Origin of the sequence: Nonomuraea sp. KM88 (genome assembly GCF_052245635.1) — a bacterium.
Lineage (GTDB): Bacteria > Actinomycetota > Actinomycetes > Streptosporangiales > Streptosporangiaceae > Nonomuraea.
Genome location: NZ_JBQQCC010000001.1, coordinates 176,203 through 189,717 on the forward strand (window position 1 = coordinate 176,203; position 13,515 = coordinate 189,717).

Here is a 13,515-nt window from a genome sequence, read left to right on the forward strand (position 1 = left end):
GCGGAGTGCTGCGTTGGACCCCGGTCCTTATGTCTCATGACTCGGACGGCGCGTCAAGATTTATGGCGATTTAAGCGCTTTTCTTCTTGGTAATAGAGCAACTCCTCAAAAAACAGGAAGAGCTCATCGATTTCCGCGATGAGCGGCAGCCAGTCGTACGTGCCGAGTCCGCCGGGCTCCAGCGGCGACAGCAGGTGGGCGGTGGCCCTGAGGGCGCTCGGCGGGATCTCGATCGGCATGGTCCGCGCGTCGCCGTCGCGGAAGGCCAGGGCGAGCGGGTGCAGCAGCCCGCGTACGCCGAGCGCCTCGAGCGCGAGCTCGGCCGGCTGCCAGGGCATCGTGCTGTCGGCGGGCGTCGGCGTGCCCGCATTGACCAGAGCCACGAGGACGCGCAGTTCGGGAGGCAGATCGCGGAGAACGCGCGGCAACAGCTCCGACTCGGCGTGCCGCTGCCTGCGTGCCAGCAGGAGCAGCATCTCCGGGCACCCTTCGCGCAGCCCACGCAGCACGTCCGGCACGCACTGGGTGGGCGAGCGCTCAGAAACGGCCAGCCGGCGCCCGAGGGCCTGCCTGACGATCGCGAGCGGTTCGGCCAGCATGGCCTCCACCAGCCGCTGATAACCGTCGTCGGGGTCCTCGCGGAGCGCGTAGGCGTAACGTCCGACCGGGTCTGCGGCGCGCGTGCCCGCCTCGCGGGCCAGGCGGTCGAGGTCGCGCCTGGACTCCGCGCCCGCCACCGCGTGACGGACGTCCGACGCCGCCGGCGACCTCCAGAGCAGGGCCGCGGCGACGAGCGCGGCGACGCCGCCGGCGATCAGCGCCCACCGCAGGGGGAGCACGCCGGCCGCGGGCGCCGCGGCGAACAGGGCGGCCGCCGCGACGACGGCCAGGGCCAGCAGGGAGAGCAGTCTCGTCCGCCCGCGCACGGCGGCCGTGGCGGCCCTGCTGAACTCCAGCCAGTCGGCCGCGGCCCGCGCGTCCCTGGCCTCGGTGATGCGTTCCACCAGCTCCGCCCGGCGGGCCGGCCAGTCGGGGCGCCGCTGCCGCTCGCGCTCCAGCCGCTCGGCCACCTCGTCGAGCCTGCGCTGCAGTGCCAGCACCTCGCCCTGGCGCGCCGCGACCAGCTCGTCCATCCGCGTCCGCAGCTCCCGCAGAGCCTCGTCCCGCGGGAGCGGCTCGCCGGAGCCGGCCGGGATGGCGGCGAGCCGCTTGACGAGCTCGTCGAGCGCGCGCACGAAGCCTGGGGAGCCGTCGGCGACCAGGACCACGTGCATCGCCTCGCGCAGCACGGTGAGCACAGTAGGGCTGACGTACCCCGAGACCAGGAGTGCGGTGAACGCCGCCGGAGCGCCGGAGCGCCTGGTGAGCAGCTCGTCGGCGATGGCCGCCTCGTCGTCGAAGAACACGGCCTCGGACAACCTGATCACTGCTCTCGGCGCGGACCCACCGGGCAGCTCGAACGACGTCACGGTGCCGTTCTCCTCGACCCGCTCGGCGGCGATCCCGCAGGCGCGCAGCTCCCCCTCGACAAGTGTCACCAGGGCGGCGAAACCGGGCGCGCGCCCGTGCCGGGCGGCGGCGGCCGCGACCAGCCCGGCGTCGATGAGCCCCCCGGGAGCCGCGGCGTCGAAGCCGGCCCAGGCCAGCTGGAGCAGCAGGCGGAGGTTGCCGCCGCTGTGCCGCAGCAACTCCAGCACGCCCGCCTCGGTGAACGGCCAGATGTCGTCACCGTCCGACTGCCGGGCGGCGTTGATGTACGTGGCCAGCACCAGCGTCGCCTCGCCGGGAGTGAGCGGCAGCATATGGCAGGCGCCGGCGCCCAGCCGCTGGCGGAGATCCTGCGGCAGGCACTCCCAGCCCGCCCCGCTCGCCACGAGGACGAGCATCCCGCGGGCCCGGGGGACGGCCTCGACCAGACCGTGCAGGATCCCGATGTTCCCCGGCACCGGGTCGCCGTCGTCGAGCAGGAACTTCTCGCACTGGTCGAGCACCATCACGAACGGCCGCCCGCCCCTGGTCACCAGCCTGGTCAGCAGTTGCAGGCCGTAACGGCAGGTGAGGGGATCGTCGATCTGGGCGCTGACCCCGAGCGCCCTGGAGGACTCCGGGCTGATCGGCCGCCCGCACAACCAGTCATAGGCGTCCTCGGCGAACCCGGGCCGCGTCAGGTACGACAGCGCCCGCTGGAACTGCGGCCAGTCGCCGGCCACCGCGGCGATCTCCTTGGCCTGCTCCTCCAGCACCTCCCCGGACTCCACCGGATCTGGACCGAACGGGCCGGACTGCCGCGGCTCCCCGGCGGCCGGCCCCACCGCGCGCCCGGACAGGTCGTCCGCGAGCGTGTCGAGGTAGCTCAGGCTCAGCTCCGCCAGCAGGCTCAGCGGAAGCTGGGAGACCATGCGCCGGTACGCGGCGACGAAGTCGTCGTCCTGGAATCTCAGGTAGAGCTGAACGGCGTCGGGAGACTCCTCGTTGACGACCGCCATCATGGACCGCGCGGCGTGCGTCTTGCCGATCCCGTGGGCGCCGTACAGGCAGGACAGGCCGCCGTCGCCGTCGAACGCCGCCAGGTAGGCCCGGGCCTGGCGCACGACGTCGCGCACGCCCGGCAGGAGCGCGGTGGGCGTGGTGCGCGCCCAGTCGCTCAGGAAGCCCGGCAGGGACGTCTCCTCGGCGCTGGACGTGCCACGGGCGGGGAAGGGGTTGCGCGCGGGGTAGTCAGCCATCGATGCCTCCAAGCCCGTTCCATCTCTCGCGCTGGTACATGCGGTTCACCAGCCAGCTCTCGGGCATGTGCAGGTCGTCCGTGGGCCAGGGGTCGTCCTTGTCGTATTCGCGCAGCCGGAACTCCAGCAGCAGCTCCAGATGTTGCATGGCCCGGCCGACGGTGTACGGGCGCCCGCTGAAGGCGCTCTTCACGCCTTCCTCGTGGAAGGGGGAGGGCGGCCGGCCCGTCCAGCGGTCGCGCGCCAGGTGGGCCACCTGCTCCCCGGTCAGGGCGGCCAGGTCCACGACGCGCACGCGGGGCGCCAGCCGCTCGCGTTCCGCCCTGGTCAGCCGGAAGGTGTTGGCGTGGTCGTAGTCGTCGACCGTGAACACGACGACGGTACGGGTGCTCGCGAACACCTGGGTGGCCAGGGTGATCAGCTTCTTCGTCGGGACGCTCTCGTACCTGATGCCGAAGCCTCCCTTGGCCGCGGTGTAGGTCGAGCCCGTGAGCCCGGCGATCTCCTGCAGGTCGTACGCGTTCATCTGGTCGGTGTGCGCCCGCCTGCCCAGCTCGGTGAAGCGCTCGCGCAGCACCTCGGGGATGGCGATCGCCTGCTCGTTCATCTTGTTGCGCAGGGAGAGCAGCGTCGAGCACATCACCGGATAGGGGTCCTGGGTCATCTCCTCGGGCTCCGCGCAGTGGGTGGCGAAGCTCTCGCCGAGCCCGGCGGCGTCCCTGTAGAGGCTCATCACGTGGTTGGCCAGGGACGTCCTGCCGCTCTTGCTCACGCCGTTGATGAGGAAGAACACCGGGCGATTCCCGCTGACGGCCGTCTCGACGGCCTCCTTGATCGCCGCGAGCCGCACGAAGCCGGCCAGCTCCAGCAGGCGTGCGCGGTCGGCGTCGTCGGCGACGGCGTTCAGCGGCCGGCAGGTGTACGGGTTGCCGGACCGCAGGCCGTAGAGCTCGTAACGGGCGGTGGCGGGGGGCATCTCATCCGCCGATCATGGTCAGGTAGGCGGGCAGCTCGCCGGAGGACGCCTCGAACGCGGAGCCGGCGAACAACGGCGCCAGGAGGGCGTTCGTGTCGTGGTGGGCCTGGGTGAGGCGCTGCAGCTCGTCGGCCTGGGCGCCGAAGCGCGCCTGGAAGCCCTGGAGCACGTCGGTGACCAGTTTGTCCTGGTAGGCGAGTTCGAGCGCGACCAGCAGGGCCGGCTGCCGCACCACGTCCGCGAACAGCTCCGGGCTCTGCACCCGCAGCACCACCAGCCGCACTACCAGGTCGGTGTGCAGGCCGGCGAGGCCGGGGGTGTTGTCGATGACAGCCTCGGTCACGCGCAGCAGGTTGAGCACCCGCTTGATCTTGCGCGGGTTGGGCGCGACGATCCGTTCCAGCGTCTCCACATGCCTGGCGGCCATCTCGCCGGGGAGCGAATCGCGGATGAAGGCCCCCACCTCCGCTGGGCCGAGCGGGTAGAGGTGCAGCGGGAGCTGGATCATCTTGTCGAGGTAGTCGTCGGCGATGGTGGCGTGGTCGGAGAAGCCGAACGGCTGATATTTCACCGACACCCCGCGGTCGACCACGTCCTTGGCGAGCGCGATCACCACGAAGACGTTCCTGAGATCGAGGAACAACTTGATCGATTCGAGCACGTCGATGATCTGGTCGGGCTCGCACCTGTCGAGGTCGTCCACGAAAAAGATGATCTTCCTGCCCGTGGCGGCCAGGCGGTCGGCCTCCTGCTGCAGCAGCCCGCGCAGCCGGCCGGTCTGGCTGTCGACCTGGCCGCGGAGCTCGGCGTACTGCTGGGCCAGCCTGCCGATCTTCTCCACGCTCACGGAGCCCAGGTTGACTCTCTTCAACACCTCGTCGGCGGCGAGGTTCAGCATGATCGCGCCGAGCCGCCGTACGGTGCCGGCGAAACGGCGGCCGGGGTCGGCGTTGAGCGTGTCGTGCAGGGCGTTCAGCAGCGGAAGTAACATCTCGGGCTCTCGGCGGTGCACCCACGGGTTGAAATGCACCCGGACGAAAGCGTCGCCGTGCTGATCGAGCAGCCGCTCGTCGACCATGTGGAGCAGGGTGGATTTCCCGCTTCCCCACGCGCCGAAAACGCCGATGGTCAGAGGCGTCTGCGTGCGGGGATGGGTGATGACCGAAACGAGCGGATTAACGTAGCGCCGAAACTGGAGCAGATCTCCTCGCCAATCCACCGGCGCGTCCGAGAGCATCGCGAAATCGGGCATCGTCCCTCCAGCAAGAGCATGCCTCTTTTATTTCGCCGAATGCCTGTGGTTATCTAACTGTGATAACGCTGGACACGTCAACCCCGCGCGAGGTAGGAGTCCACCTCGGCGAGATAGGCGTCCTTGACGTGCCGCGGCAGCCAGGCGATCTCGAAAGCGTCGCGTTCGAGCCGGGCCAGCTCGTCCCTGGTGAGCTGGAGCGCGCCCTGCAGGGCCTCCAGGTTCTCCCCCACGTAGGCCCCGAAATAGGCAGGGTCGTCGGAGTTGATCGTCACCCGCACGCCCAGATCCATCAGCGTGCGGATGCCCTCGGCCTTCATCGAGTCGGTGACGTAGCCGTTGGAGATCGGGCAGCAGGTCAGCCCCATGCCGCGCTCCAGGACCACCTCCACCAGCCGCTGGTCCTCCAGGATGTTGACGCCGTGGTCGATCCGGTTGACGCCGATGTCCTCGACCGCCTGGCGGATGTGCTCGACCGCGTCGTCCTGGTCGACGTCGCAGTGCATCGTCAGGAGATAACCCTCCTGCCGGGCCCGCTCATAGACCGCCGCGAACTTGACCGGCGGGTTGCCCCGCTCGTCGGAGTCGAGCCCGACGCCGGCGATCCACTCCTTGTACGGCAACGACTCCAGCAGCGTGGCCATCGCGTATTCGGCCTGGAAGTCGCGCAGGAAGCACATGATGAGCTGCGCCCGCACCCCGAGCCGCGCCTCCGCGTCCATCAGCGCCCGCCGCAGCCCTCGGATCACCACGTCGAACGGCACCCCGCGCGAGGTGTGGGCCTGCGGGTCGAAGAAGATCTCGGCGTAGCGGACGTTCTGCTCGGCGGCCTTGCGGAGGTAGGCCATGGCCAGGTCGTAGAAGTCGGGCTCGGTGCGCAGCACCCGCATGCCCTCGTAGTAGATCCGCAGGAAGGACGGCAGGCTGTCGAAGGTGTAGGCGGCCCGCATCTGCTCGACGTCCGCGTAGGGCAGTCGCAGGCCGTTGCGCCTGGCCAGCTCGAACTTGAGCTCGGGCTCGAGGGTGCCCTCGATGTGCAGGTGGAGCTCGCACTTGGGCAGGCCGGCGATGAAGTCCTTCACCTGTCCACCCTAGAAGATGCCCGGCCACCTCAGAAGACGAACGCCAGCCCCACCGCGAAGAGCAGCCCGTACGCCATCTGCAGTTTCCCCGTCTGCTGCAGCACCGCGATCAGCGCGGGACCGACCGCCTTGCCCAGCACCGCTCTGATCGGCGAGACCGCCAGCGGCGCGGCGAGCAGTGCGAGCGCGGCCCACGGTGTGATCGGGATCATGGCCAGCGCCACCAGGAACGGCACCACCTGGCAGGCGACGTAGAGTGCGCGGGTGCGCTCGGCGCCCAGCAGCACGGCGAGCGTGCGCTTGCCCGCCTGGCCGTCCGTGCCGACGTCGCGCAGGTTGTTGACCACGAGCATCGAGCACGACAGCAGCCCCACGGGGACCGACGCGACGAGCGCCGCCCAGCTGAGCGACCCGGTCTGCACGAAGGCCGTGCCGACCACGGGCACCACCCCGAAGAACACGAACACGGCGACCTCGCCCAGCCCACGGTAGCCGTACGGGCGCTTGCCCCCGGTGTAGAACCAGCCGGCCGCGATGCACGCCGCCCCCACCAGCAGGATCCACCACGCCCGCGTGACGATGACCAGGACGAGCCCCAGCACCGCCGCCACGGCGAAACTGCCCAGCGCGGCGGTCAGCACCTGCCGCGGCGTGGCCGCCCGCGAGCCCACCAGCCGCATCGGGCCGACCCGATGGTCGTCGGTGCCGCGGACGCCGTCGCTGTAGTCGTTGGCGTAGTTGACGCCGATCTGCAGCGAGAGCGCCACGAGCAGCGCCAGGATCGCCCGCCACCACACGAAGCCGCCCTCGCCGATGGCCACGCCGGTGCCCACCATGACCGGCACGACGGCGTTGGGGAGCGTGCGCGGGCGGGCGCCCGCGATCCACTGACCGGAGGTTGCCATGTCGTCGACCCTCTAGCTGATGTCGGTGGTGAGCCGGACCATCCTGATCGGGCGGCCCATGTCGAGAACGCGTTCGGCGGTGTCCTCGCCCCAGCCGGCCGACTCGAGGAAGCCGAGCACCGCGTAGTTGTCGGCGAAAGCCCAGGTGACGATCTGCTGGAAGCCGTCTTCGCGCAGGTGGTCGACGGTGGCGTTGAGCAGGCGGCTGCCGTGGCCCCGCCGGACGAAATCGGGATCGACCAGCAGCGTCAGCATCTCGGCCACCACGCTGGGGTCGAGGTCGGGGTCTTCGGCGGGGGCATGGGAGGCCAGCCCCACCACGCGCTCGCCGCCGCGGGGAGTGGTCAGCGCGGCGCTGCCTCCCTTGCCGAGCGCGGGGAAGCCCTCGGTGTCGAGGATGGTCTCCACGGCCACCAGCACCCGATGCATGGGGGTGGGCGGGGCGACGATCGCCTCGTCCCACTGGCGCAACCACATCTTCTCCGCAGCCGCGCCGGTCATCTGCTCGAGTGGGCCCTCGGGGAGGAAATCCCGATAGCCGTAGCGCCAGGCGCGGATCTGCGTATTCGCAACCTGGAGCACATCCTCGCGCCGGGCCGCCCGGACGCCTACGTCTGCCATCTCGGCCCGCTCCTTCGACTGCCGTTCATGCCACAAGGCACGACTTACACCGTATCGGTGTTTGACCCTTGGAGATGACGCGAACCCTTCTTCCTCGCCCGGTAAGCCCGGGTCTTGGTGCGGTTACCGCATACCCTCATGGAACACCACGAGCGCGATCGGTTCTTCGACGCGTCGATGAACGCCCACTGGCAGGTGTCCTCCGCGCACACCTTGAGCCGGTCCCAGGACGCGGTCACGGCCGCCACGGCGATCGCCGCCAGCCCGCCCCGCACGCCGCCGCCGGCAGCGGCAGGCTCGGGACGCTCGCCCCGCCTCGCCCTGATCGTGAACGGCAACGCGGGCAGCTCGGCGGCCTCGCGTCTGAGCGCCGCCCTGAGGTTCTCGCGCAGGGCGGTCGCGGTGTGGAGGTCGTCGTCGGTGGCCCGGTCGCGCGGCCCGGACAGGCCGCGCTCGCGCAGCCACAGCGCCAGTTCGGCGGGGGAGGACAGCTCGTCCGCCTGCGCCTCGACGTCGTAGGTGTTCACGAAGTCGCGTACGAGCTCCGCAGGGCACGGCATGCCGGTCACTCTAACGGGCGTGGATCACTTTCAGGCGCGCTCTCCGGTGACCGTGTCCAGCGCCTGGGCGAGCCGGCGTACCCCTTCGTGCAGCTCGGCCAGGTGCGCGGCGGCCATGTGGGTCACCCGGATCCGCGGACCCGGCGGCTCGGACGGGTAGTAGATCCGGCCGGGGCTCACCAGAACGCCGTTCCGCCTGGCGGACTCCACCAGCGCGTTCTCGTCGACCTCGGCCGGCAGCCGCACCCACAGGTGCATCCCGCCGGCGGGCAGCAGGTGCGGCTCGGCCCGCGGCATCCGCGCGGCGAGCGCGGCGGCCAGCGCGTCGCGCCGGACCCCGATCTCCGCGTGCACGGCGGCCAGATGCCGCCGCCACGCCGGCGACTCCACGAACTCCAGCGCCGTCTCCTGCAGCGGCCGTGCCACGAAGAACGATTCGACGAGCTGGCTGGCCCGCAACCGGTGCGCGGCAGGCCCTCTGGCGATGACGGCCGCCACCCGCATGCTCGGCGACAGGATCTTCGTCAGCGAGCCCACGTGGACGACGGTGCCGTGCCGGTCCATGGACGCCAGCGACGGGGGCGCCTGGCCGGTCAGGTAGCGGGCGAAGTCGTCCTCGATGACGAACGCGCCCGCCGCCCTGGCCACGTCCAGCACCTGCGCCCGGCGGCCGGCCGGCAAGGTCGCGCCCGTCGGGTTGTGCAGGGTGGGCTGGCAGAGGAAGACCCGCGCGCCGGTGACGGCGAACGCCTCGGCCAGCAGATCGGGCTGTACGCCGTCGCGGTCCGTGGGCACCGCCGTGGGCCGCAGCCCCGCGGCCCTGGCCGCCACCAGCGCGCCCGGGTAGGTGGGCGTCTCGACCAGCACCGGCGTGCCGGGGGCGGCGAGCGCGCGGAACGCGTGCGTGAGCGCCGCCTGCCCGCCGCTCACGACGAGCGCGTCGGCGGCGGTCACGTCGCCTCCGGCCTGCGCCGCGAACCACCTGCGCAGTTCGGGCAGGCCGGGCAGCGGCGGCATGGCCCAGGCGCCGGGCCGCCGCACGGCCCGCGCCGCGGCGGCCGCCAACTGCCTGTCGGGCCGCAGTCCCGGACGCAGGTAGCCGCCGGTGAGCGGTACGACGCCTTCGGCGGCCACGCCCAGCAGCTCCGCGACGGGCCCTTCGTCGACCACCCGGTCGCCCAGGGCGACGGTCTGCCACGAGAAATCCGCCGGGTCCTCGCCCCTGGGCGCCGGGTGCGCCACGAACGCCCCGCTGCCGGGTCTCGTCACCACCCGCCCTTCGGCGGCCAGCTGCCCGATGGCCCGCGACACCGTGACGGGGCTGACGTTGTGCCTGCGCATGATCTCCCGGCTGGACGGCAGCCGCGCGCCAGGGCCGAGCCTGGCGGCCTCGCCACGCAGTATCGCGGCGATCTTGGCGATACTGCTATCGTTGTCCATGAGAATGGAGAATAGCGCTACTGTCACCGGTGGAGTAGCGGTCCCCGCCTCCGACCGCGGCCGGCGACGTCGCGGCACCGCCCTGGCATTCCTCGGCGTCCTGGCGTTCTCCGGCTCCTTTCCGGCCACCGTCTTCGCGCTGCGGGGCTTCGACCCGTGGCTGGTCGCGCTGGGCAGGGCCGCCGTGGCGGGCGTGGTGGCCCTGGTCTGCCTGAAGGCGGCGGGCCGCCCGCTGCTCCCGCCGCGCGACCAGTGGCGCCCCTACGCCCTGATCTCCCTGGGCGTGGTCTTCGGCTTCCCCGCCTTCAGCGGCCTGGCCCTGGACCTGGGCGCGAGCACGGCTCACGCCGCGGTGGTGACCGGCCTCCTCCCCGCCGCCACCGCCGCCTGCGCCGTCGTGTCGGCCGGCGAGCGCCCCCGCCCGCTCTTCTGGGCCGCCTGTACGGCCGGCGCCGCCGCCATCACCGCCTTCACCCTCACCCAGCACCAGGGCAGGCCGACCTGGCCCGACCTGCTCCTGGTCGGCGCGCTGCTGTCGGCGGCGGTCGGCTACACGGAGGGCGGCCGGCTGTCCAGGGGGACCCCCGGCTGGCAGGTCATCTCCCACGCGCTGGTCTTGTCCCTGCCCTTGACGGCCCCCATCACGGCGGCACTGGCACTGACCACCCCCATGGCGCCGGCCCCGCAGTCGGTGGCCGGTTTCGCCTACGTGGCTCTGGTCTCGATGTTCCTGGGCTTCTTCCCCTGGTACGCGGGCCTGGCCAAGGGCGGCATCGCCAGGGCGGGCCAGACCCAGCTCACCCAGCCCCTCCTGACCCTGGTCTGGGCGTGGTTCCTGATGGGCGAACGGTTCGGCCCGGTCACGGTCGTCGCGGCGCTGGCCGTCCTGGTCTGCGTGGCCGTCACCCAGCGCGCCCGTACTTGAAAGACGTGACGCCGACACGCAGGATGGGGGAGGAGGTGTCACACATGGCGGACCTCACGATTCCAGAGGGCGGTTTCTGGCCTGCACCGCAGATCCCGCAGCCCAACATCTATCCCATGGAATGGCGCGTCGAGACCGAGAAACTCGCGGCCATCTACGAGAAGTCCAAGCGCATGGTCTGGAACCCGGCCGACCTGCCCTGGGACGGTCTCCGGCCGGACGACTTCACCCGCGAGCAGCGCCTGGGCATCATGTACTGGTTCGCGGTCCTGGCGAACTTCGACGCCTCGGGGCCGGCGGTGTTCGCCCGCGCCACGATCCAGGCGTTCGAGAAACACGAGGAGGATCCGGTCAGGAAGTGCTTCTTCTCGATCACCCGTGACGAGATGAACCACGAGGAGTGCTGCCAGCGCGCCATCGCAAGGCTCTGGCCGGGCGGACCGCTCGACTGGACGCCCTCCGACGACCTCGAATCAGCCGCCCACAACAACATCGGCTGGCTCTACCACAACGGCGGCCGCTACTGGAACGGCTACAACTCGGCCGTGGGCAAATACTCGCTCCCGGTGTTGTTCACCAGCTTCATGATGGGCGAGATGGCCGCCTCCACGCTCTTCAGGGGCATGGCCTCGGGGACGCAGCACCCGGTCTTCGGCGAGATGTTCCAGCGCATCGGCAGGGACGAATCCCGACATCTACAGATTTGCATGACCATCCTGGAGAACGAGTGGCCCGGGCTCACCGAGGACACCAAGTCGCTGATCACGCGCCAGCTCAGGGCGGGCTTCGTCTTCCTCAGCATGATCCTCTGGGAGCCTCCTGAGGGCTTCTGGGAACTTCCGCCGTACTTCCTGGCCAACCACCGCGTCCTCATGGACCACGCCAGGGAGGCCGGGCTCGGCGTCCTGTCGTACGAGGAGCAGGCGGAGAACTGGCGCGTGGCCATGGCCAGGGTCCGGGCGATCGTGGAGCGCTGGGGGATCGCCTTCCCCGCCATTCCCGAGCTTGACCTGGAAGGGGTGCCGGTGGACTTCATCGATCCCGAGGAGATCATCCCGGTCTTCTGACATGGCGCCATGTGGCCGCGTATGGACGGGCTCCGGGTGCTGGAACTGGGGACCCCCGGCAGGGTGCGCACCCTGCTCACCGACCTCGTCCTGTCGGGAAAGAAAATCGCCACGGCGGGCGTGCTCACCCTCGACTACGAAGCCGAGGGTGAGGAAGTCGAACGGGTCGGAGAGCGCCTGGTCCTGGTCGACGACACCGGCGGCAGGGCCGGGGAGGTCGAGATCACGCGGGTGGAGCTGACGCCGTTCGCCTCGGTCACCTGGGAGTTCGCGGTGGCCGAGGGGGAGGGGTACCAGTCGGTCGACGACTGGCGGCAGACGCACCGCCGCTACTGGGCGGGCGTGGGTCATGAGGTGGACGACGCCACGACGATCGTCTGCGTGTGGTTCCGTCTCGGCCGGCGTTCGTAGCCGCCGCGGGAGGGGGTCTGGCGGGGCCGCTCACGGACTAAGAATCCCGATTTACGGGCCATTTCTCTGGGCTGTTCACATATGTGCCCCGATAAGGGACGGTGAAGACCCATCCCTGCTCTCGGAGATAGGCGACCGCCTGGCGTACGGTGACTTTGGCGACGCCGTACTGTCGCATCATCACCTTTTCGCCGGGGATGGCCCTGTTCGGCGGGATGTCGCCATTCCGGATATTTTCCGCGACTTCTCCGGCGATTTTTTGATAGAGCGGTATCGTTTTGGGCGATCGTGGCGCACCAGGCTGGCCGACGAACGTGCCCTCGCCCTGCACGGTGTACGCCAGGCCTTGCTCGCGCAGTTCGCGGGCCACCCGCCGGGCGGTCGTCCGTGCGATGTCATATTCCTTTTCGAGCGTGGCCTCGCTCGGCACCGGATCGCCTGCTTGGAGCTCGCCGCGTTCGATCTGATCGCGGACCAGGTCGGCGACCTGCCTGTAGACGGGCACGGGCCCTTCGCGATCTAGCACGTTCGGATTATAGACGAAACCGTACATGCGCGCTCAAAACAGACGTCTTGCGAGCCTATGGATACGTTAACTAGACCAATAGATACGTCGACCGTTATAGTGAGCGGCATGCGATGGGAAGAGGGAGACCTGCATGGCCGGCACGTTCGACCGGGCGCCGACGTACGCGGAGCCATCACATGGGACCCAGAGGTCCCGCGATCGCGGGTGCGGGTCAGGGACTGCACGTGTGAATGCATGCCGGTGGTCTACGAATTGTGCATGGCGGGCGGCCTGTCCTTCATTCGGAAAATCACCAGAGTGGGAGTCAACGTCAAGGTCGAGGAGTTCACCACCAGACCGAACTCTCGAGTGCACGATGTGTGGAACTCTCTGTTCGATCTACCGAAAAAGCTGGTTCGCGTCGACAACTCAGGACCGCAACCCGGTACGGAGCAGCCTCCGACCGGTGACGACGGTGGCCTCGCAAAAATGACCGGCCTGCTGGGGCTGCAGCGTAGCCTCTGGAAAGTCCTTCGCCCCTTGAGCTGGGTGGTCGCGCGTTCACCGGGCCCGCGGAGTCTGGCGTTCGACCGATCGACCTGCTTCTCGGACACGAGCTCGTCGTGGCCCTTGTAGTGGGAGGAGGCGTCCCCTGACAGGCATGGTCCGAGAGAGTGCTGATCCCCGCTTTCAGAGGGCGCAGGATGCCCGGATACGGGCGGCGCTCAGGTCGAGTCCCGCCGCGCAGCGCTGCTGGGGTAACGCCGCCATCAGCTTGGGCGAACGCGCCGACGCCACTGTCTCCTGCACATACCGCCACGCCGTGGTCGACACCCCGAAGCCAGCCCCGTGTGAGGGGTCGCCCTTGCGAAGGTAGACCAGGACAAGTGGCGTCTGCCGGCCATCGACCAGCATCCGCCCCGTGGTCGGCCTGCGCTTCACCAGGCGTTATCGCTTGCGTGGCCGGACCGATCTCGGAGCATCCATGACCAGCGTCTACGCTGGCGGCGAGCTACGCCTTCGACCGACCTCCGGTGCATCA

General features: G+C 70.1%; 12 protein-coding genes. 3 read left to right on the forward strand and 9 right to left on the reverse strand.

What is annotated here, in order from left to right:
* Positions 1-53: 53 nt before the first annotated feature.
* The 8 genes from ACTWPV_RS00865 to ACTWPV_RS00900 form a co-directional block, all read right to left on the reverse strand.
* Complete coding sequence (locus ACTWPV_RS00865) at positions 54-2,726, reverse strand: hypothetical protein (RefSeq protein WP_443150188.1); 2,673 nt, start codon at positions 2,724-2,726, stop codon at positions 54-56.
* Complete coding sequence (locus tag ACTWPV_RS00870) at positions 2,719-3,702, reverse strand: hypothetical protein (protein ID WP_443150189.1); 984 nt, start codon at positions 3,700-3,702, stop codon at positions 2,719-2,721. Before ACTWPV_RS00870 ends, ACTWPV_RS00865 begins: the two co-directional genes overlap by 8 nt.
* Position 3,703: 1 nt before the next feature.
* Positions 3,704-4,954 carry a KAP family P-loop NTPase fold protein gene (locus ACTWPV_RS00875; RefSeq protein WP_443150190.1) on the reverse strand — a complete coding sequence of 417 codons (1,251 nt, stop codon included), beginning with the start codon at positions 4,952-4,954 and terminating at the stop codon, positions 3,704-3,706.
* A 77-nt stretch (positions 4,955-5,031) separates the two neighbouring features.
* Positions 5,032-6,036 carry an adenosine deaminase gene (locus ACTWPV_RS00880; protein WP_443150191.1) on the reverse strand — a complete coding sequence of 335 codons (1,005 nt, stop codon included), beginning with the start codon at positions 6,034-6,036 and terminating at the stop codon, positions 5,032-5,034.
* A 29-nt stretch (positions 6,037-6,065) separates the two neighbouring features.
* Positions 6,066-6,941: a 1,4-dihydroxy-2-naphthoate polyprenyltransferase gene (locus tag ACTWPV_RS00885; RefSeq protein WP_347641557.1), complete on the reverse strand. Its 876-nt coding sequence runs from the start codon at positions 6,939-6,941 to the stop codon at positions 6,066-6,068.
* 12 nt (positions 6,942-6,953) lie between these two features.
* Positions 6,954-7,562 (reverse strand): GNAT family N-acetyltransferase, encoded by a 609-nt coding sequence (locus ACTWPV_RS00890; protein WP_347641558.1) that lies wholly within the window; start codon positions 7,560-7,562, stop codon positions 6,954-6,956.
* A gap of 44 nt (positions 7,563-7,606) precedes the next feature.
* Positions 7,607-8,122: a CGNR zinc finger domain-containing protein gene (locus tag ACTWPV_RS00895; protein ID WP_443150192.1), complete on the reverse strand. Its 516-nt coding sequence runs from the start codon at positions 8,120-8,122 to the stop codon at positions 7,607-7,609.
* 30 nt (positions 8,123-8,152) lie between these two features.
* Entirely contained in the window at positions 8,153-9,562 is a 1,410-nt protein-coding gene (locus ACTWPV_RS00900) for an aminotransferase-like domain-containing protein (RefSeq protein ID WP_443150193.1), read from the reverse strand.
* Between ACTWPV_RS00900 and ACTWPV_RS00905 the strand changes: the two genes are divergently transcribed.
* The 3 genes from ACTWPV_RS00905 to ACTWPV_RS00915 are packed head-to-tail and all read left to right on the forward strand — an operon-like array spanning position 9,561 to position 11,965.
* Positions 9,561-10,487: a DMT family transporter gene (locus ACTWPV_RS00905; protein ID WP_347641561.1), complete on the forward strand. Its 927-nt coding sequence runs from the start codon at positions 9,561-9,563 to the stop codon at positions 10,485-10,487. The two genes, ACTWPV_RS00900 and ACTWPV_RS00905, sit on opposite strands and share 2 nt — an antisense overlap.
* 44 nt (positions 10,488-10,531) lie before the next feature.
* Positions 10,532-11,554, forward strand: a complete 1,023-nt coding sequence (locus ACTWPV_RS00910) for a hypothetical protein (protein ID WP_347641562.1) — start codon at positions 10,532-10,534, stop codon at positions 11,552-11,554.
* A gap of 9 nt (positions 11,555-11,563) precedes the next feature.
* On the forward strand, positions 11,564-11,965 hold the full coding sequence (locus ACTWPV_RS00915; protein WP_443150194.1) for an ASCH domain-containing protein: 402 nt from the start codon (positions 11,564-11,566) through the stop codon (positions 11,963-11,965).
* 37 nt (positions 11,966-12,002) lie between these two features.
* Here the strand turns inward: ACTWPV_RS00915 and ACTWPV_RS00920 are convergent, their stop codons facing one another.
* A complete protein-coding gene (locus tag ACTWPV_RS00920; protein ID WP_347641564.1) occupies positions 12,003-12,518 on the reverse strand; it encodes a GntR family transcriptional regulator in 516 nt (171 codons plus the stop codon).
* Positions 12,519-13,515: the final 997 nt, after the last annotated feature.

Bases quoted from the DNA above. Each gene is read 5' to 3' on its own strand.
- ACTWPV_RS00900 (WP_443150193.1), bottom strand. From the start codon at position 9,562: ATGGACAACGATAGCAGTATCGCCAAGATCGCCGCGATACTGCGTGGC.
- ACTWPV_RS00905 (WP_347641561.1), top strand. From the start codon at position 9,561: ATGAGAATGGAGAATAGCGCTACTGTCACCGGTGGAGTAGCGGTCCCC.
- ACTWPV_RS00870 (WP_443150189.1), bottom strand. From the start codon at position 3,702: ATGCCCCCCGCCACCGCCCGTTACGAGCTCTACGGCCTGCGGTCCGGC.
- ACTWPV_RS00890 (WP_347641558.1), bottom strand. From the start codon at position 7,562: ATGGCAGACGTAGGCGTCCGGGCGGCCCGGCGCGAGGATGTGCTCCAG.
- ACTWPV_RS00915 (WP_443150194.1), top strand. From the start codon at position 11,564: ATGTGGCCGCGTATGGACGGGCTCCGGGTGCTGGAACTGGGGACCCCC.
- ACTWPV_RS00885 (WP_347641557.1), bottom strand. From the start codon at position 6,941: ATGGCAACCTCCGGTCAGTGGATCGCGGGCGCCCGCCCGCGCACGCTC.
- ACTWPV_RS00875 (WP_443150190.1), bottom strand. From the start codon at position 4,954: ATGCCCGATTTCGCGATGCTCTCGGACGCGCCGGTGGATTGGCGAGGA.
- ACTWPV_RS00910 (WP_347641562.1), top strand. From the start codon at position 10,532: ATGGCGGACCTCACGATTCCAGAGGGCGGTTTCTGGCCTGCACCGCAG.
- ACTWPV_RS00865 (WP_443150188.1), bottom strand. From the start codon at position 2,726: ATGGCTGACTACCCCGCGCGCAACCCCTTCCCCGCCCGTGGCACGTCC.
- ACTWPV_RS00895 (WP_443150192.1), bottom strand. From the start codon at position 8,122: ATGCCGTGCCCTGCGGAGCTCGTACGCGACTTCGTGAACACCTACGAC.
- ACTWPV_RS00920 (WP_347641564.1), bottom strand. From the start codon at position 12,518: ATGTACGGTTTCGTCTATAATCCGAACGTGCTAGATCGCGAAGGGCCC.